This is a genomic window from Pseudomonas sp. PDM05, from assembly GCF_014851685.1.
In the GTDB taxonomy this organism is placed as follows: domain Bacteria; phylum Pseudomonadota; class Gammaproteobacteria; order Pseudomonadales; family Pseudomonadaceae; genus Aquipseudomonas.
Genome location: NZ_JACVAC010000012.1, coordinates 85541 through 104242 on the forward strand (window position 1 = coordinate 85541; position 18702 = coordinate 104242).

Here is an 18702-nt window from a genome sequence, read left to right on the forward strand (position 1 = left end):
CGCTCAAGGAATTTTTATGTCGCCCTGGCTGACGGTTGTAGGCATCGGTGAAGACGGCTTCAAGGGGCTGGGCAGGAATGCCCGGCATGCCCTGTTGCACGCTTCGCGGATTATAGGCGGCCAACGCCAGTTGGACCTGTTGCCGGTGTGTATTCGTGGTGCGCGCGAGGTGTGGCCCAGCCCGTTTTCCCTGGAGCCGGTACTGGCCCGGCGCGGTACGCCGGTGTGCGTGCTGGCCAGCGGTGATCCGATGCTCTATGGCGTTGGCGCGAGCCTGGCGCGGCAGGTGGCGGCGGATGAACTGCTGGTCCTGCCGGCACCGTCGTCGGTGTCCCTGGCCGCAGCGCGGTTGGGCTGGCCGTTGCAAGAGGTGGTGACGCTGTCCGTGGTGGCCCGGCCGTTGGCGGCACTGCATGCACATCTGGCCAGTGGCATGCGGTTGTTGGTGTTGAGCAATGACGGCAGTAGCCCGGCGTTGATCGCCGCGTTATTGGCCGAGTCGGGATTCGGACCGAGCCGTGTGAGCGTGTTTGAACACTTGGGCGGCGCGGGTGAGCGGCGTCTCGATGGGTTGGCTGCGGATTGGCAACATACTGGAATCGCCGATTTGAACCTGGTTGCCATCGAGTGCCTGGCCTCTGGCGAAACACCCCGCCTGTCACGCTTGGCAGGCCTGCCGGATTCGGCGTTCAAACACGACGGCCAACTGACCAAGCGCGATGTGCGTGCCATGACCCTGGCCCGCCTCGCACCGATGCCCGGCGAATTGCTGTGGGACGTGGGCGCGGGCAGCGGTTCCATCGGGATTGAATGGATGCGCACCCATCCCAGCTGCCGAGCCCTGGCGATTGAAGCCGACGAGGGCCGCCAAGGCCTGATCGAACACAACCGCGACGCCCTCGGCGTGCCCGGCCTGCAACTGATCCGCGGCAAGGCCCCGGACGCGCTGCACGGCCTGCAAGCGCCGGATGCAATCTTCATCGGCGGTGGCGTCACCCGCGACGGCGTGCTCGACACCTGCTGGCAATACCTGCGGCCGGGCGGGCGCTTGGTCGCCAACGCCGTGACCCTGCAAAGCGAAATGACCTTGATGGACTGGCGCGCCCGGCATGGCGGCGAACTGACGCGCATCCACGTGGCCCAGGCGCAGCCGCTGGGGGACTTTGATACGTGGCGGCAGGCGTTGCCGATTACGTTGTTGGAAGTGGTCAAGCCGCTATGAAGCGCATCCTGCTACTGGGCGGCGTGACGGAAGCCCTGGCCATCGCCCGCACATTGGGCCCGGAACATATCTACAGCCTGGCCGGCGTTGGGCGCGTGCCGACCGATCTGACCTGCCAAGTGCGGGTCGGCGGTTATGGTGGCGCCGAGGGCTTGGCGCGGTTTGTCCGGGATGAGGGCATTAGCCTGATTCTCGACGCAACCCACCCGTATGCGGCACAGATCAGCCGCAATGCTGCCGAGGCCGCGCAGTTGAGCGGCGTGCCATGCTGGGCACTGCGCCGCCCGGCGTGGCAGCCGCAGGCGGGGGATGATTGGCGGGAGGTCAGTGATTGGGCCGCCTTGATAGAAGCGTTGAAACCATTCAAGCGCCCGCTGTTCACCTTGGGACGCGAGCCGTTACAGCACCTTGATGAAATCCCGCCGGAGCAGTTCTGGACGCTGCGGGCACTGGACGTGTACCCGGGGAATGAACGCTGTGAAGTGATCGGCGCACGCGGGCCGTTCTTGATCGAGGATGAGCGGTTGTTGTTTGAGCGGCGTGGGATTGATGTGCTGATCAGCAAGAACAGCGGCAGCATGGCGACGGAACCGAAGCTGGAAGTGGCGCGGGCGCTTGGGGTGCCGGTGTTGGTGTTGAAGCGGCCGGTGTTGGCGGCGGTGGATCGAGAATTCACCACCGTGCCTGCGCTACTACAGGCAATCACCACTCTCTAAACACCACAAATCCCCTGTGGGAGCGGGCTTGCTCGCGAAGGCTGTGTATCAGTCACCACATGTATTGGCTGACACTCCGCTTTCGCGAGCAAGCCCGCTCCCACATTTGGACGGTGTTGTCAGGCGCCTTAATGCTTGCGGGCCGCGACGCCCGACCGCTGCGCTTGCAGCGGTGTACGGAGACTAGGGATTGAGTTTCCTAGGGGCAACCTTAAAGGCTTGTCGGAGATTTCTGTCGAATGACTCCATATTCGAGCCGAACACAATCCAAAATGTGGGAGCGGGCTTGCTCGCGAAGGCTGTGTGTCAGTCACCCCATGTATTGGCTGACACTCCGCATTCGCGAGCAAGCCCGCTCCCACATTCAGACCGCGTTGCCCTTGATATCGGCAACCTATCAGTTCCCGTCTATCCTCAACCACTGGTACTGCGACACCAAACCACACCACCCTTTTTTACTTATCCCCTACGATCAGGCTAAATACCCGCCTGATCGTTTAACCCTACGGATTGTCCGCCATGGCCCGTCAACGCTTTGCAATCGTCTGGATCGCCTGCTTTGCAGTGCTGTTCAACGCCTTTGCCATGCCGCTGGCCAGCGCGATGCAACAGTCCAAGGACCCGGCGCAGCAATTGCTGTGGGGCAGTTTCTGTTCCTCCAATGGCGCCAGTCTCAAGACCATCGCCCTGGGCAAGCTGGAGATTCCGGCGCCGCAGCAGGACGATCATTCCACCATGCAGCATTGCTGGTGCTGTTCGGGCTCGGCGCCATTGGTGGCGTTGCCGGGGCATGTGCCGCAGTTGTATCTCGCGCAATTCAACACCTCACAAAGCTTGCCGCCGCCCCGGCTGCAAGGCCCGACCCCGCGCCAGCAATGGCCGAGCCTCAACCCGCGCGCCTCTCCAACGGTCTGATGTCTTCGCAAGTGAACTGCGTTTAGAACCGTTCTGGAGAACTGCCATGCTCAAATCTTCCCTGCTTCTGGCCGCGTTGTTGCTGCCGGTGTTTAGTGCTGCCAATGCCGATGACTACAAAACCGGCGACCTCGTGGTCAGCGAACCCTGGTCCCAGGAGTTGCCGCCGAATGCGCCCACCGTCGCGGCGTACTTTGTGATTCATAACACCGGGGAAACGCCGGACCGCCTGCTCAGTGTCGAGACGCCGGTAGCCGACAAAGCCGAGCTGCACGAGCACGTCATGCAGGGCGACCTGATGAAGATGCAGCAAGTGCCTACCGTCGCCGTCCCGGCCAAGGGCGACCTGACCTTCGCGCCCATGGCGTATCACGTGATGCTGCTGGGCCTCAAAGACCGCAGCCTGCTGGCCAACGGCAAGCACTTCCCGCTGACCCTGACCTTCGAAAAAGCCGGCAAGGTCGAGGTGCAAGTGTCGGTGCAGAAGATGCCGCCGATGGCCGGCCACGAGCATAAACACGCCCAATAGGCCAACACTCGATGGGCGCCCCCCGCGCCAGGTTGTCCCCACCGTCGCGTGTGAAACGCGGCAGTTGGATCAGCCTGTTCGCCATGCTGATGATCTTTATCGGTCCGCTGATTTCCCAAGCGATGCCGATGGATCATCACGCCGGTATGTCGATGGACATGCCGATGGACCACGGCGCCGCCCATCACCCCAAGGCGCCTGACGAACACCACGCCCTCTGGTCCAAGTGCGGCTACTGCGACCTGCTCTACAGTTGCCCCGCCCTGCCCGGTGGCGTTTCCACGCTCACCCTCGGCGCCCCCACGCCGGCCAACGCCCTCACCCCCGCCACGCGCCTGGGCCATGCCCGGCAGAGCATCTTCCCCGGCGCCCGTAGCCGTGCGCCGCCCATCGTCTCGTAAGCACTTCACAGCGTTACTTCACCCCGGCCGACTCTAGACAGACAGCCGCAGGCTGCTGGCCGTGTTGTTTACGATTGATTGATGGAATTTGTCATGTCCAGGTTTACTGCTGACTCCCGTTTGGGATGTACCCCCGTGCTCGCTGCCCTGTGCGGCGCGCTGCTCGCCCCCCATGCCCTGGCCGATGAACATGCCGAGCATGAACTGAGCCCCACGGTGATCACCGCAATCGCCCCCAGCTCACCGCTGACCGTAATCACCAACCCCAAGGACCCGCGCCAACCAGTGCCCGCCAGCGATGGCGGCGACTACCTCAAGACCATCCCCGGCTTCGCCCTGGTGCGCAACGGCGGCACCAACGGCGACCCGGTGCTGCGCGGCATGTTCGGCTCGCGCCTGAACATCCTCACCAACGGCAGCATGATGCTCGGCGCCTGCCCCGGCCGCATGGACGCGCCGACCTCGTACATTTCGCCGGAAACCTACGACAAGCTCACCGTGATCAAAGGCCCGCAAACCGTGCTTTGGGGCCCGGGCGCGTCCGCCGGCACGATCCTGTTCGAACGAGAGCCTGAGCAGTTCGGCGAACTGGGCACGCGCCTCAACGCCAGCGTGTTGGCCGGTTCCAACGGGCGCTTCGACAAGGTCATCGATGCCGCCGCCGGTGGCCCACTGGGCTACGTGCGCGTGATCGGCAACCAGGCCCACGCCGACGACTACAACGACGGCAACAACGACACCGTGGCCTCGCGCTACGACAAGTGGAACGGCGACGTCGCCGTCGGCTTCACCCCCGACGCCGATACCCTGCTGGAACTCACTGCCGGGCGCGGCGATGGCGAAGCACGCTACGCCGGACGCGGCATGGACGGCTCGCAATTCCTACGCGAAAGCCTCGGGCTGCGCTTTGAAAAATCCAACCTCGGCGAGGTGCTGGACAAGGTCGAGGCCCAGGTCTACTACAACTACGCCGACCATGTGATGGACAACTACAGCCTGCGCACACCGTCAGGCACCGGCATGATGGCCGGGCCGATGGCGTCCAACGTCGACCGCCGCACCCTCGGCGCACGCATCAAGGCCACCTGGCGCTGGGCCGATGTGCAGTTGATCAGCGGCCTGGATGCGCAGACCAACGAACACCGCCAGCGCAGCAGCATGGGCGTCGACACCTACAAGGAGCTGCCGCGAAACAAGGACGCCAACTTCCATAACTACGGCGTGTTCGGCGAACTGACCTGGTACGCCGCCGACCGCGAACGCCTGATCAGCGGCGCGCGCCTGGATCGCGCCTCGGCCAAGGATTTCCGCCAGCGCACCGGCTCCGGCATGAGCGCCCGCCCCAACCCGACCGCCGACGACACCCGTGCCGACACCCTGCCCTCCGGTTTCGTGCGCTACGAGCATGATCTGGCCGACAGCCCCACCACCCTCTACGCGGGCCTGGGCCATTCGGAGCGTTTCCCGGATTACTGGGAGCTGTTCTCGCCGAACACCGGCGCGGTCGGCTCGGTGAACGCCTTCGACGGCGTGAAGCCAGAGAAGACCACTCAACTCGACTTCGGCGCACAGTACAAATCCACCGACCTCGAAGCCTGGGCCTCGGGTTACATCGGCCGTGTACAGGACTTCATCCTGTTCGACTACAAGCCCGGGATGATGGGCACCACCTCCCAGGCGCGGAACGTCGACGCGCGCATCATGGGTGGCGAACTGGGCGCCGCGTACAAGCTGACGCGTAACTGGAAAACCGACGCCACCCTAGCCTACGCCTGGGGCAAGAACAGCAGCGACGGCAAGGCGCTGCCGCAAATGCCGCCGCTGGACGCCCGCCTGGGCCTCACCTACAGCGAAGACGACTGGAGCGCCGGTGCCTTGTGGCGCGTGGTCGCGGCGCAAAACCGCATCGACCAGAACAAGGGCAACGTGGTCGGCAAGGACTACGACAAGAGCGGCGGTTTTGGCGTGTTCTCGCTGAACGCGGCGTACCGCATCAACAAAAACTTCAAGGTCAGCACCGGCGTCGACAACCTGTTCGGCAAGGCTTATGCCGAGCATCTGAACCTGGCCGGCAACGCCGGGTTCGGCTACCCGGCCAATGATCCGCAGGCCATCAAGGAGCCCGGTCGCACCCTGTGGACCAAGGTCGACATGAGCTTCTAAAAGCATCGCGGGCAAGCCCGCTCCCACAGCTTGGAATGTGTTCACACATCTGAATGTGGGAGCTGGCTTGCCTGCGATGGCGGCCTAACCAACAAAAAAATTCCAAGCCTTTGCGGAGCATCCCTGATGAGCACCCCCAAAATCTCTTTCTACAACCTGGCCTGGCGCTGGCACTTCTACGCCGGCCTGTTTGTCGCGCCGTTCATGGTGCTGCTGGCCCTGACCGGCATCATCTACCTGTTCAAGCCCCAGCTCGACCCGCTGATGTACGGCCACTTGCTTACGGTCCCGGTCGCCGAACACCGCCTGAGCGCCGACGAACAACTGCAACGCGCCAAGGCTGCCTACCCCAAGGCCGCCATCAGCAAATACCTGCCCCCGGCCGACGCCACCAGCAGCGCACAATTCGTGATGCACAACGACGGCCGTGAAGTGACGGTGTTTGTCGACCCGTATCGCGGCACCGTCCTCGGCGAGCAAGACGCCAAATACAACCTGCAAGCCATCGCCCGTGCCCTGCACGGCGAACTGATGATCGGCACCGTCGGCGACCGCCTGGTGGAGCTCGCCGCCGGTTGGGGGGTGATGCTGGTGGTGTCCGGCGTGTACCTGTGGTGGCCGCGCGGCAAGTCGTCGGCCGGCGTGTTGTGGCCGCGTTTCAACACGCGCGGTCGCGTATTTTGGCGCGACCTGCACGCCGTCACCGGTTTCTGGGGCGCGTCACTGTTGCTGGTGATGCTGCTCAGCGGCATGACCTGGACCGGCTTCTGGGGCAAGCAATACGCCGACCTGTGGAACACCTTCCCGGCGGCGATGTGGAACGCCGTGCCGCAGTCCGACCAGCAGGCCCGCGTGCTCAATACCGCGACGCAACAGACCGTGCCATGGGCCCTGGAAAACACGCCGATGCCGATCTCCGGCGACCACGCCGAACACATGAACCACGGCGCCATGCACGCCGCTCCTGCCGCCCCCACGTTGCGCCTGCAGCAGGTGGTGGACCTTGCCACCGCACGCAAAGTCGAACCCGGCTACAGCATCACCTTCCCCACCACCGCCGAAGGCGTGTTTACCGTCGCGGTGTTCGCCAACGACCCGCGCAACGACGCCACCCTGCACGTGGACCAGTACACCGGCAAGGTCCTCGCCGATGTGCGCTGGGAGCACTACAGCACGGTCGCGCGCGCCACCGAGACCGGCGTGATGCTGCACGAAGGCAAGATGTTCGGCTGGGTCAACCAACTGATCGTGCTGCTGATCTGCCTGATGATCCTGCTCAGCGCCGTCAGTGGCGTGGTGATCTGGTGGAAGCGCAAACCCCAGGGCAAGCTCGGTGTGCCGCCACTGCGTCACGACCTGCCAAAGTGGAAAACCGCGATGGTGATCATGCTCGGCCTGGCGATCATTTTTCCCCTGGTGGGCGCGTCGCTGATCGCCGTGTGGGTCCTGGATCGCCTGATCCTCTCACGCTTTTTTGGCCAACATGAGCCCGTCTCAGGTTCGTCATGAGCCCGGTGAGATGCCCGTTGCAGAGCACTTCTGTAGCCTTGCGCGACTTTTGCCGCGCAGCGAATAAGTGTTAACTTATAACACTTGTTGCGTTATCGTTGCTCGCCGCCACACGCGGCGAGCATCCCTCGAAGAAGACTGAACACCCCATGAACAAGTACCTAGCGTCCGGCCTGTGCCTGCTCGCCCTGCACACCCATGCCCAGGCCCTGACCCTGCCCGCCAGCGCTGTCAACGCACCCGCCGTGGACGACGAACATGTCGACCTCAAGACCCCGACCACCGCCGGCTCGCACCTGAACCTCAGCGCCCTGCAAACCCCCGGCAGCGTCGAAAGCCAGACCGGCGCGCAGATCCGCGCGCGCGGCGACGCCAGCGTGCAAGATGCGATTTCCCGCGCCACCGGCATCAGCCGCACCGGCACGCCGGGTGACGGCGGCACCTCGTTGGCGGCCCGAGGCTTCAGCGGCCAGGGGTCGGTGATGCAGCTCTATGACGGCAACCGCATGTACATGGGCATGGGCACCTCGACCTTCCCGGTGGATACCTGGGCAGTGGAACGCGTCGACGTGCTGCGCGGCCCGGCCTCGGTGCTGTATGGCGAAGGCGCCACGGGTGCGGTGATCAACACCGTGCCGAAAAAGCCGTTTGAAGGCGCGATCGAAAACCACATCCGCCTCGGCTACGGTTCCTATGACCGCCAGCAACAAGCCCTCGACAGCGGCGGTTCGCTGAGCGACACCCTGAGCTATCGCCTCAACCTCAATCGCCTGCGCAGCAACGGTTTCATCGATCGTGGCGATTCCTCAAGCGACTTCATCAGCGGCGCCCTGCGCTGGCAGGCGGCCGACAACCTGAGCTTCACATTGGCCAGCGACTACGGCGACCAACGCCCGCAAAACTACTTCGGCACGCCGCTGATCAACGGCCAGTTGCACAAGGGCCTGCGCGACAAGAACTACAACGTGCGCAACGACGAGCAGCACTACAACGACCAGTGGACGCGCCTGACCAGCGAGTGGCAGATCAACGACAGCGTCAGCGCCACCAACGAATTGTTCTACCTGAAAAACCAGCGCCGCTGGCAGAACGCCGAGAACTACAACTTCACTAACGGCCAGCTCACCCGCAGCGGCAACTACGGCATCAAGCACAACCAGGAACAGGTCGGTGACCGCCAGACCTTCACCTTCAAGCACACCCTGTTCGGCCTCGACAGCCAGACCGTGACCGGTATCGAATACAACCGCATCCGCTTCCGCCTGGCCAGCAATTCGCCGTTCACCGACAGTTTCGCCGATGGCCAGCCCATCGATGTGAACCACCCGCCAGCCGGTCAGTTTGCCAGCAACGACCCGTTCAAGCCGCTGTTCGCCAGCACCACCAAAACCGTGGCCGGCTTCGCCGAAAACCGCCTGCAACTCACCGACAAGCTGGCGCTGGTCACCGGTATCCGCCGCGACTACGCCCACGTCGACCGCGATGATCTGCGCGATGGCAGCCAGGCCGACAAAACCCTCACCGGCAACAACTGGAAGGCCGGCCTGGTCTACGCGATCACCCCGGACACCTCGGTCTACGGCCAGCAAGCCACCAGCACCGACGGCGTCGGCGGGCTGATTTCCCTGAGCCCCGGCCAGCAACAATTCGACCTGTCCAGCGCACGGCAGACCGAGATCGGCATCAAGCAAGCCTTCTGGGACCAGCGCGGTGAATGGACCCTGGCCGCGTATCACATCGTCAAAAAGAAACTGCTCACCGACGTGCCCGGCAACCCGGACCTCAAGCAGCAAGTCGGCCAGCAATCCTCCCGTGGCCTGGAGGCCAGCCTCGACCTGCAACTGCCGGACGCCTGGCAGCTGCAAGCCAACGCGGCCATCGTCCGCGCGCAGTACGACGACTTCAAACAGGCCGTCGACGGTGTGCAAGTCTCCCGGGACGGCAACCGTCCGGTAGACGTGCCACGCCGCACCGCCAACCTCTGGCTGAGCAAGGCCGTGACCGACGACATCCGCGCCGGCGCCGGCGTGCGTTATGTGGATGCGCGGTATGCCGACATGGCCAACCAAAATGAGCTACCGAGCTATACCGTGGTGGATGCGACGGTTTCGTGGAAGGCCATGCGCAATACCACGTTGGGGCTGCAGTTGAATAACCTGTTTGATCGCACCTATGCGGTCAGCCAATACAATGACGGGCAACAGTGGATCCTCGGTGAACCGCGCTCGTTCTTCGTCACGGCGGACTACACCTTTTAACTGACACAACACAGGTCAAAAATGTGGGAGCGGGCTTGCCCGCGAATGCGGTGGATCAGTAAAGAATATAGCGACTGACACACCGCTTTCGCGGGCAAGCCCGCTCCCACATTTGGACCTGGTTTGACCTGAGAGTATTGATGACTTCACTTACCGTCACCGACCTTACCTGGTCCCCCGCAGGCCACTGCCATCACCAGTTCCACCTGCGTGACGTCAGCCTGCAGGTCGGTGCGGGGGAATTTGTCGGCCTGATCGGCCCCAACGGCAGCGGCAAGACCAGCCTGTTGCGCTGCGCCTATCGTTTCACCAGGCCCGCACGCGGCGATGTGCTGCTCGACCACCAGAACGTGTGGAAGCAAAGCGCCAAATGGTGCGCCCAGCGCATCGCCGTGGTGCTGCAGGAGTTCCCCGACGCCTTCGGCTTGCGCGTGGATGAAGTGGTCGCCATGGGCCGCACGCCCCACAAAGGCCTGTTCGATGGCGACACGTTACGCGACCGGCAACTTGTTCGCAGCGCGCTGGAGTCGGTGGGCATGCTCGGCTTCGAAGACCACGGGTTCGCCACCCTCTCCGGCGGCGAAAAACAACGTGTGATCCTGGCCCGCGCCCTGGCTCAGCAGCCGCAACTGCTGATCCTCGACGAGCCCACCAATCACCTCGACCCACGCTATCAGCTGGAGTTGCTGCGTCGGGTCAAGCGCTTGAACATCGGCACCCTGGCGAGCATCCACGACCTGAACCTGGCCGCCGCGTTCTGTGATCGCCTGTACGTGATCCACCACGGACGTATCGTCGCCAGCGGCACACCTCACCAAGTACTGAGCGTCCAATTGCTGCGCGAAGTGTTCGGCGTCGAAGCACTGATTGACACCCACCCCCTGTCCGGCTACCCCCGAATCACCTGGATAACCCAACCATGATCCTGCGCGCGCTCCTAGCCTTCGCCTTGTCTCTCGCGGCAGCCCCCGCGTTCGCCGACGCCACCCACTACCCGGTCACCGTGAAAAGCTGCAACCGCGACGTGACCTTCCAGCAAGCCCCGCAACACGCGGTCAGCCACGACATCAACATGACCCAGATGATGCTCGCCCTCGGCCTCAAGCCGCGCATGGCCGGCTACAGCGGCGTGACCGGCTGGAAGTCGGTCACCCCCGAAATGGCCTCGCTCCTCGACGGCCTGCCAGAGCTGGCGAGCAAATACCCGTCGGTAGAAACCCTGCTCAACGCCAACGTGGACTTCTTCTTTGCCGGCTGGGACTACGGCATGCGCGTGGGCGGCGACCTCACGCCGAGCAGCCTGCAACCCCTGGGCATCAACGTCTACGAACTGACCGAATCCTGCGCCTTCGTGATGAAGCGCCCGGCCGCGACCCTCGACGACACCTATAACGACCTGCGCAACCTGGGCCGGATCTTCGACGTGCAGGACCGCGCCAACACCCTGATCGCGCAGATGCAGGCCCAGGTCGATGAGGTGCAACAAGACCTGCCCGAAGACAAGCCGCGGGTGTTCCTCTACGACAGCGGCGAAGACCGCGCCATGACCTCCGGGCGCCTGGGTATGCCCCAGGCGCTGATCGACGCGGCCGGCGGGCGCAACATCCTCGATGACGTCGACGCCAGCTGGACCCGCGTCAACTGGGAGACCGTGGTGGAACGCAACCCGCAGGTGATCGTGATCGTCGACTACAGCGAAACCACCGCCGCGCAGAAGCAGCAGTTCCTGCTGGACAACCCGGCGCTGCAAGCGGTGGACGCGATCAGGAACCAGCGCTTTATCGTGATCCCGTACGTGCAGGCCACGCCGGGGATCGACAACGTGCTGGCGGTGGAAACCCTGGCCAAGGGGTTCCACGGCGAATGATCTCCTGTCGCTACGCCTGGCTGTTGGTCGCCCTCGCGGCGCTGTTGCTGGTCTCGTGCGTGATCTCCCTGGGCTTTGGTCCGGCGCGGGTGCCGGTGGACGTGGTGTGGCGGATCATGCTCTACAAGTCTTTGGGCATCGGCGAGGTGAATTGGCCGGCGGGGCAGGAACATATCGTCTGGCTGATCCGCGTACCGCGCATGCTCCTGGGTGCGTTGGTCGGCGCCGGTCTGGCGTTGATCGGCGCGGTGTTGCAGGCGGTCACACGCAACCCGCTGGCCGACCCGCACTTGCTCGGTGTGACCTCCGGCGCGACGTTGGGCGCGGTGATTGTGGTGCTGCACGTGGGCGAAATCATCGGCCTGCTGACCCTGCCCATTGCCGCGTTTATCGGCGCCATGCTGAGCATGCTGGTGGTGCTGGCGGTGGCCAGCCGCAATGGGCGGTTGGAGAGTGATCGCCTGCTGCTGTGCGGGGTGGCGGTGTCGTTCGTGATGATGGCGGCGGCCAACCTGCTGCTGTTCATGGGCGACCACCGCGCGGCCTCGGCGGTGATGTTCTGGATGCTCGGCGGCCTCGGCCTGGCGCGCTGGGAGCTGTTGGCGATCCCGTGCGCCACGGTGCTACTGGGTCTGCTGGTATTGCTGGGCATGGCCCGCCCGCTGAACGCATTGATGGCCGGCGAACAGACCGCCGTGACCCTGGGCCTGAACGCCCGCACGGTGCGCTTGAAGGTGTTCCTGGTAGCCTCGCTGATGACCGGTGTACTGGTGTCCATCAGCGGCTCCATCGGCTTTGTCGGGCTGATGGTGCCGCATATCGCAAGGCGCCTGGTGGGTGCCGAGCATCGTCGCTTATTGCCAGCCTGCGCCCTGCTTGGCAGCCTATTCCTGGTGTGGGTCGATGTGGCGGCACGCACCCTGATCGCCCCCGAAGACCTGCCCATCGGCGTAGCCACGGCGGCGATTGGCGGGGTGTTTTTTATTGGCTTGATGCGCAAACGCTGAACCCTGGGTGTTTGAGCATCCCGTTCACCTTCACCACACCTTTGCGTGTCCAGTGGTCATCTGTACACCCGGCGACTCAGTTCAAAGCTCGTCTTTTTCGGGCGTGCCCGGCGGCGCGCCGTTCTGAGGTTGCCCCCCCTGCCCCAGTACTCCGCGCCTTGTCCAGAAGCGGCCGGCGTGCACAACCCGCAACTCGCCGATGCGGGCCAATTCAGCGATCACCCATGACGGTTCAGGCGCAAAATCTGTGTACCCACTCCCTTCGGACCATTTGCCGGTACTGGCCAGCAGGTTGTATTCCGCGTCGCTGAAACGCGGGGTGTAGCGCAGCAGTGCGCCATCGCGGGCACTCAGGTAGAACACGTCGATGGACAGGCCATCGCGAGTCAATTGATGGATGTAGTACGCCAGTTCGCGCCATGACACGAAGTACTCGCGGTACGGGTCCTCAGCCACGGAATGTGGCTGGTCGAGGCCGGCATGAAACACCAGGTGCGCCGCACATAGCCGATAGCCCTCGGGCCATTGCGACCCGGTAAACAGCCGTGGTGCCATCGCGCAAGGAAAGCCCGTATCCGCCACCGGCATCACCGCAACCCAACTGCTCGCCGCAGGATTTTCCAGCAGCGCTCCCAGGTATTGCGTACCGCTGAAGCGTCCGATGCGCCCATGCACGTAGCCCACCGCGTCATCCGCATGCGCATGGATCGGCCCCAACCCCCCTTGCGTCGCCCCACCCTGGGGCCAGTTCACGCTGGACACCAACACCGTCAACACGCCGGCCGCCCGCATGCGCTGGATAAAGTCGGCCGGACGGAGCAACCGCAAACGCAGTTTCAACTCGTCGCCGTACCCGACAAACCGGGGGTCACGCACCACAAACCGCAGCAGTGCGCCGTCTGCGCAGGACAGGTACAGCGGCAGGCTCTGGCGTGTACTCGTGGCATGCACTTGAAACATCGCCTCGATCAGGTCGGAGGGTGAAAACAACCCCTGATAAACCCCGTCGCCGCTTTGCTCACGGCCCTCGGGATAAAACCCCGCCGGCCGCGAAACGCGCAGATACAGGCCCGCCAACTGGTAGCCATAGGGATAGCCGGCATCGCTGAATACACGGCGGCGCGCCAGCCTGGACCCCGCATCGCTGACCGGCAGGGTCGCGGTGTATTGGCCGTTGTGCCGGGCCTTGAGCACGTAGCCAAAGCGTAATTCGGTGCGCGCCATCGGCAGGCCATGCACGTACCGCGCAGCGTCGTCGACCTGGCTGAACAGCGGGGTGCACGCCGGATCATGGCGCGCCATGGGGTAACCACGCGCCGTCGCCACCTCCGACACCAGCGGGTGCCACCCCGCCACCACGCCCTGCGGGCCCCATAACGGGCTGCCGATCACCACCTGTAAATCAAAGCTGTCGGCCACGCGGTTGACGTAATCAATCGGCATCAGTTCGGCGTTGCGCAGTTGGCGCTCCAGCGGGCTGTCCAGCCAATCATGACGGTGGCGTGGCTTGAGCTTGAGCTGAGCCGCGCTGATCACCGGGTTGTCGACCCGGGGCGCGCCGAACAGACGCAAGAGTGCTCCATCACTGGCCAGCAAATAGTGATATTGCCTGGCGGACGCATCTTCCATCGCCTGGGCCAGCTGCCGAGTGGAAAACATCGTGCCGTATACCTTGGCCTGGACCGGCGACAGAAACAGCGGCCCCCCCCTGGCAGGCCGTGATACGTAGCGCGCCACCACCGAGGTACGTACCGGGTACAGTCCGCGAGTCACCAGTTCATCGGGAAACACCCACGCGATGTCGAACACTTCGTCCCGCACCTGCAGCGGTTCGGTGGCGACAAACCAGCCATCGTCGCGGCGCAGGATCACGCCACCGTAGTGCAGCGCCAAGTCGGTGGGTACCCGTTGCCGCACATACCGAGCCGCGTCGTCCATCGACACAAAGGCCGGGCTCAGGCGACGCCGCTCAAGAAAGTGGTAGGGGCTCCACAACCCGGAGACCGGCCCCTCGCGATCCCAGCACGGGCTCGTGCGGATCACCCGCAACGCCCCGGACATCGCGAAACGCCGCACCACCTGCACCGGCAGCAAGGTCCCGGCATTCAGCTTGGCCTGCATCACCTCGGCCGAATCCCCCTCGCTTTGCGCCTCGAACAGGCCACGGGTAGACGGCGACTGGTAGCGCAGCAAGGCGCCTTCCGGCGTGGCGATGTACACCAACGCGCCATGGGGCGGCAGCGGTGCATTGAGCCGGGCCTGGGTGATGGCCGTGTCCAAGTCTTGCATGCCGATGAAAAAACGCTCCAGCCACGCAGTCGACGCATTGCTTGCCCACGGCTGGGCATAGAACAAAGCATGGCAGTTGAACCCCGCCGGCAGGGTGTCGCCGTACAGGCTCGACAGTGACAACAGCGGTGACGCGCGGGTAACGGGGATCGGCTCGCTGGCCAGATACTCGTCCTTGAGATCGGCCTTGAGAATAAAGGCGAAATAACGGCTGACGTGCTGTTCACCAAAGTCCTGCAAGTCGCGCTCTTGCAGGTCGAGGGCGGCGGCGTCGGCACTCGCGAACAGCGCGCCGTGGCTCACTGGCTGCGGTCGTTGATAGGCGAGCAGCCGGGTGAAGGGTGCCCAATCCGCATCAAGCGTGCCGGCGGGGCCCCACAGCGCGTTGCCCTGCAGTACCCGCAGCGTGCCGCCTTCGGTCAGCTTGCGCACCACATCCACAGGTTTGAGCGCGCCGAGGGCAAGGTTGCGGGCGATCAGGCTGTCACCGGTCTTGGAGTCGCTTATCCATTGCGCCCGCCACTGCGCCGTGGACTCACCCAGTTGATAGGCCAGCAGCCCGTCCTGGGCGCATGACAGATACGCCATCAGGCGATGCTGCAACAACGCTTCGATGTCGCGGTCCTGGAACATCTGCGCATCCAACTGCATATCCTCGCGCCGCCAGGCGGACTGCGCCGAAGCGCTGGGCTCAGAGACCGAAAGCGCCGGGCGCGAGCCATACACGGCGTGCAATTGGTAGCCGGCGTGCAACACGATCGGTTGGCCTTGGCGGTCCTTGGGATAGGGCCCGCCCTCGGTAAACGGGTGCGTACCGACGGACACTGGCGCGGTGATCACGAAACGGCCGTCCTGCCGCTTGAGCACCAAGCCGCCATACGCGTGCCCACGCAGTGCGTCGATGCGTTCGTGGCCATGGCGTGCGGCATCGTCGGCCGTCAGGAACGCACCACTGAGGGCCGGCAACGAAAAATCCGCATAGGGTTGCCACTGCGGGTCGACCACTCCGGGGCGGTCCCACAGGGCACTGGTTTTTTCCACACTCAGCTCACCCGCTGCAGCGACTTGCCGCACATAGTCACGGGTCAGCCGTTGCCCACTCGACAAGGCCGTCTGAATGCCGTGGTCGATGACCTCACCGTGCTCATCCCGGGTGAATAACTCGGATTCAGCCGCCGAGCCTGAAAAACGGTAGCGCAATACGGCCTCATCGCGCATGCGCAGGTACAGCGAGGCGCCCAACGTGGGCTGCCCGCTCAGGCTGTACTGGCGAAATCGTGCGATGTGGCCGGCCAACTCGGGCGGGCTGACAAAGTTCTTGTAGAGCCAGCCCTCCAGTGCCGGGTAGTGCCCGGGCAAAGGCCGGGAATGGACGTAGATGCCGTGCAGGTGCCAGCCCGCCGGCAGCAATGGCAGTGCATCGGGCGTCTGCGGTTCGCTGGCCACATAACCTTCGCCCGCCGTCTGTTGCAGGATCAACACCTGTTGTCGCGCCGCAGGTGTGCGCTGGATCAGCGACCAGGCATAGGAGAACACCTCAAGCTTGTCGTTGAACACCGGTCCGCAGGCGACTGGCAGCGCGGCCGCACTGAACGCCCGGTAAGGCTGCCAGTCGGCCGGCACCGCACCGACCGAACCACCCCAGGCAGCACTGGAGAGCACAAAGGTCAGTTGCCCCACCGACGCGAGCTTTTTGTAGACCCCCTCCAATGTTCCATCGTGAGCGTGCACCGACTCCCACGGGCCATTGGTGTCGAGCCAATGCACAAACCCGGCCTCGGCCACCGAGCCGCTGGGCTGGTACTTGAGCAACGCGCCATCCGGCCCGGACAGGTACGCCGCGGTAAAGCGTGCACGGTCCTGATAGTTGAAGCTGATGTCCGGGACCGAATAGAAGCTCATGAACGCCCTGGCCTGTTGCTGCGTCCAACGCGGGTTCTGGTGCTGGGTCGTCGCCAACGTATCGGGATGGGAGTGCAGGCTGGCGACAATGCGATAGCCGACCGGGTGGATGAACTCCCCGGACGCACGGTCGCGGTCCAGCAGCCGGTTCCAGTCGAAAGACGTCGCCTTGCCCATCACCGGCTCGCTGGCGACAAACCATCGATCCGACAGGCGCTGCATGATGACGCTCGCGTATTCAACGCTACGCCGCGCGCCAATGCGCTGGTGGGCCCAGCGCGCAGCATCATCGCTGCTGAGAAACGCGGGGCTCAGTCGGCCCGGCTTGGGGAGGTTTTTTTCGTCCATGAATGCACCTGAAACCTGAAAATGAAAGGTGCCCACCATCCTGATCCCATGCCTGCGACGCTGGCGCTACATAGTTAAATCGTGCACGCACCATGACGGTGCCCATCGCGCACCAACGCCGCCGTCCGGCGCCTATTCAGTGCGCGAGCCACGTACCGCCATCTGCCCGCAGGCCCCAGCCACGCCCTTTTCGAAAGCAGGCACAGCCTTTGCAATCGCCCCTGTATCTGTCCAACAACAACACTTGGGTTCTCGGAGATCGCACCATGAAGCGTCGCAGCTTGATCAAGGCTTTCACTCTTTCGGCATCCATCGCCGCCATGGGCATGACCTGGACCCTCCAGGCCGCCGAGACCATCAAGGTCGGCATCCTGCACTCGTTGTCCGGCACCATGGCCATCTCCGAAACGTCGCTTAAAGACATGGCGCTGATGACGATCGACGAGATCAACGCCAAGGGCGGCGTGAACGGCAAGATGCTCGAACCCGTCGTCGTGGACCCCGCCTCCAACTGGCCGCTGTTCGCTGAAAAAGGCCGGCAGTTGCTGACCCAGGACAAGGTCGCCGTGGTGTTCGGCTGCTGGACCTCGGTGTCGCGCAAATCCGTATTGCCGGTGTTTGAAGAACTCAACGGCCTGCTGTTCTACCCGGTGCAATACGAAGGCGAAGAGATGTCGCCGAACGTGTTCTACACCGGCGCAGCGCCGAACCAGCAGGCGATCCCGGCGGTGGAATACCTGATGAGCGAAGAAGGCGGCAGCGCCAAGCGCTTCTTCCTGCTGGGCACCGACTACGTGTACCCGCGCACTACCAACAAGATCCTGCGTTCGTTCCTGCATTCCAAAGGCGTGGCAGACAAAGACATCGAAGAGGTCTACACCCCGTTCGGCCACGCCGACTACCAGACCATCGTCGCCAACATCAAGAAGTTCTCCGCCGGCGGCAAGACTGCGGTGATCTCCACCGTGAACGGCGACTCCAACGTGCCGTTCTACAAAGAGCTGGCCAACCAGGGCCTGAAGGCCACCGACGTGCCCGTGGTGGCGTTCTCGGTGGGCGAAGAAGAACTGCGCGGCATCGACACCAAGCCGCTGGTGGGCAACCTCGCGGCGTGGAACTACTTCCAGTCGGTGGAAAACCCGGTGAACCAGAAATTCGTCGCCGACTGGAAAGCCTACGCGAAGAAACACAACCTGCCGGGGGCCGACAAAGCCGTGACCAACGACCCGATGGAAGCCACCTACGTGGGCATCCACATGTGGGCGCAGGCGGCGGAGAAAGCCAAGTCCACCGACGTCGACAAAGTGCGTGAAGCCCTCGGCGGGCAGACGTTTGCCGCGCCGTCGGGCTTCACCCTGACCATGGACAAGACCAACCACCACCTGCACAAGCCAGTGATGATCGGCGAGATCCAGGCCGACGGGCAGTTCGCGGTGGTATGGCAGACCCAGGAGCCGATTCGTGCCCAGCCGTGGAGCCCGTACATCCCAGGCAACGACAAAAAGCCGGACTATGCGGTGAAAAGCAACTAAGCCCTACCTCGGTTCAACTGTGGGAAGGAGCTTGTGTGGGAGCG

General features: G+C 63.9%; 13 protein-coding genes. 12 read left to right on the forward strand and 1 reads right to left on the reverse strand.

The window, feature by feature from the left end; translation table 11 throughout:
• Positions 1-16: 16 nt before the first annotated feature.
• The 11 genes from cbiE to IB241_RS21480 all read left to right on the forward strand — a co-directional run bounded on the left by cbiE (position 17) and on the right by IB241_RS21480 (position 12587).
• Positions 17-1222, forward strand: coding sequence for a precorrin-6y C5,15-methyltransferase (decarboxylating) subunit CbiE (gene cbiE, locus IB241_RS21430; protein ID WP_192300202.1), 1206 nt, complete (start codon positions 17-19; stop codon positions 1220-1222).
• Entirely contained in the window at positions 1219-1938 is a 720-nt protein-coding gene (locus IB241_RS21435) for a cobalt-precorrin-6A reductase (protein WP_192300203.1), read from the forward strand. The genes cbiE and IB241_RS21435 overlap by 4 nt, the downstream gene beginning before the upstream one ends.
• 519 nt (positions 1939-2457) lie before the next feature.
• Complete coding sequence (locus IB241_RS21440) at positions 2458-2853, forward strand: DUF2946 domain-containing protein (protein ID WP_192300204.1); 396 nt, start codon at positions 2458-2460, stop codon at positions 2851-2853.
• Between the two features lie 46 nt (positions 2854-2899).
• The gene (locus IB241_RS21445; RefSeq protein WP_192300205.1) at positions 2900-3382 is read left to right on the forward strand and encodes a copper chaperone PCu(A)C; all 483 of its coding nucleotides are present in this window, start codon (positions 2900-2902) and stop codon (positions 3380-3382) included.
• Between the two features lie 11 nt (positions 3383-3393).
• Positions 3394-3783 carry a DUF2946 domain-containing protein gene (locus IB241_RS21450; RefSeq protein WP_192300206.1) on the forward strand — a complete coding sequence of 130 codons (390 nt, stop codon included), beginning with the start codon at positions 3394-3396 and terminating at the stop codon, positions 3781-3783.
• Between the two features lie 93 nt (positions 3784-3876).
• A complete protein-coding gene (locus IB241_RS21455; protein ID WP_192300207.1) occupies positions 3877-5946 on the forward strand; it encodes a TonB-dependent copper receptor in 2070 nt (689 codons plus the stop codon).
• A 126-nt stretch (positions 5947-6072) separates the two neighbouring features.
• Entirely contained in the window at positions 6073-7455 is a 1383-nt protein-coding gene (locus IB241_RS21460) for a PepSY-associated TM helix domain-containing protein (protein ID WP_192300208.1), read from the forward strand.
• A 149-nt stretch (positions 7456-7604) separates the two neighbouring features.
• Entirely contained in the window at positions 7605-9713 is a 2109-nt protein-coding gene (locus IB241_RS21465) for a TonB-dependent receptor (RefSeq protein ID WP_192300209.1), read from the forward strand.
• A gap of 140 nt (positions 9714-9853) precedes the next feature.
• Positions 9854-10636, forward strand: a complete 783-nt coding sequence (locus tag IB241_RS21470; RefSeq protein WP_192300210.1) for an ABC transporter ATP-binding protein — start codon at positions 9854-9856, stop codon at positions 10634-10636.
• On the forward strand, positions 10633-11580 hold the full coding sequence (locus IB241_RS21475) for an ABC transporter substrate-binding protein (RefSeq protein ID WP_192300211.1): 948 nt from the start codon (positions 10633-10635) through the stop codon (positions 11578-11580). Before IB241_RS21470 ends, IB241_RS21475 begins: the two co-directional genes overlap by 4 nt.
• Positions 11577-12587, forward strand: coding sequence for a FecCD family ABC transporter permease (locus IB241_RS21480; RefSeq protein WP_192300212.1), 1011 nt, complete (start codon positions 11577-11579; stop codon positions 12585-12587). Before IB241_RS21475 ends, IB241_RS21480 begins: the two co-directional genes overlap by 4 nt.
• An 81-nt stretch (positions 12588-12668) precedes the next feature.
• Here the strand turns inward: IB241_RS21480 and IB241_RS21485 are convergent, their stop codons facing one another.
• Positions 12669-17126 (reverse strand): DUF4329 domain-containing protein, encoded by a 4458-nt coding sequence (locus IB241_RS21485; RefSeq protein ID WP_192300213.1) that lies wholly within the window; start codon positions 17124-17126, stop codon positions 12669-12671.
• Positions 17127-17392: 266 nt separating this feature from the next.
• On the opposite strand from IB241_RS21485, the gene urtA reads away from it, so the two are divergent.
• Positions 17393-18658, forward strand: a complete 1266-nt coding sequence (gene urtA, locus IB241_RS21490) for an urea ABC transporter substrate-binding protein (protein ID WP_192300214.1) — start codon at positions 17393-17395, stop codon at positions 18656-18658.
• The last annotated feature ends 44 nt before the right edge of the window (positions 18659-18702 follow it).

What these genes read in the sequence shown, in the direction of transcription:
- cbiE (WP_192300202.1), top strand. Translation starts at nt 17, where the DNA reads ATGTCGCCCTGGCTGACGGTTGTAGGCATCGGTGAAGACGGCTTCAAG.
- IB241_RS21435 (WP_192300203.1), top strand. Translation starts at nt 1,219, where the DNA reads ATGAAGCGCATCCTGCTACTGGGCGGCGTGACGGAAGCCCTGGCCATC.
- IB241_RS21440 (WP_192300204.1), top strand. Translation starts at nt 2,458, where the DNA reads ATGGCCCGTCAACGCTTTGCAATCGTCTGGATCGCCTGCTTTGCAGTG.
- IB241_RS21445 (WP_192300205.1), top strand. Translation starts at nt 2,900, where the DNA reads ATGCTCAAATCTTCCCTGCTTCTGGCCGCGTTGTTGCTGCCGGTGTTT.
- IB241_RS21450 (WP_192300206.1), top strand. Translation starts at nt 3,394, where the DNA reads ATGGGCGCCCCCCGCGCCAGGTTGTCCCCACCGTCGCGTGTGAAACGC.
- IB241_RS21455 (WP_192300207.1), top strand. Translation starts at nt 3,877, where the DNA reads ATGTCCAGGTTTACTGCTGACTCCCGTTTGGGATGTACCCCCGTGCTC.
- IB241_RS21460 (WP_192300208.1), top strand. Translation starts at nt 6,073, where the DNA reads ATGAGCACCCCCAAAATCTCTTTCTACAACCTGGCCTGGCGCTGGCAC.
- IB241_RS21465 (WP_192300209.1), top strand. Translation starts at nt 7,605, where the DNA reads ATGAACAAGTACCTAGCGTCCGGCCTGTGCCTGCTCGCCCTGCACACC.
- IB241_RS21470 (WP_192300210.1), top strand. Translation starts at nt 9,854, where the DNA reads ATGACTTCACTTACCGTCACCGACCTTACCTGGTCCCCCGCAGGCCAC.
- IB241_RS21475 (WP_192300211.1), top strand. Translation starts at nt 10,633, where the DNA reads ATGATCCTGCGCGCGCTCCTAGCCTTCGCCTTGTCTCTCGCGGCAGCC.
- IB241_RS21480 (WP_192300212.1), top strand. Translation starts at nt 11,577, where the DNA reads ATGATCTCCTGTCGCTACGCCTGGCTGTTGGTCGCCCTCGCGGCGCTG.
- IB241_RS21485 (WP_192300213.1), bottom strand. Translation starts at nt 17,126, where the DNA reads ATGGACGAAAAAAACCTCCCCAAGCCGGGCCGACTGAGCCCCGCGTTT.
- urtA (WP_192300214.1), top strand. Translation starts at nt 17,393, where the DNA reads ATGAAGCGTCGCAGCTTGATCAAGGCTTTCACTCTTTCGGCATCCATC.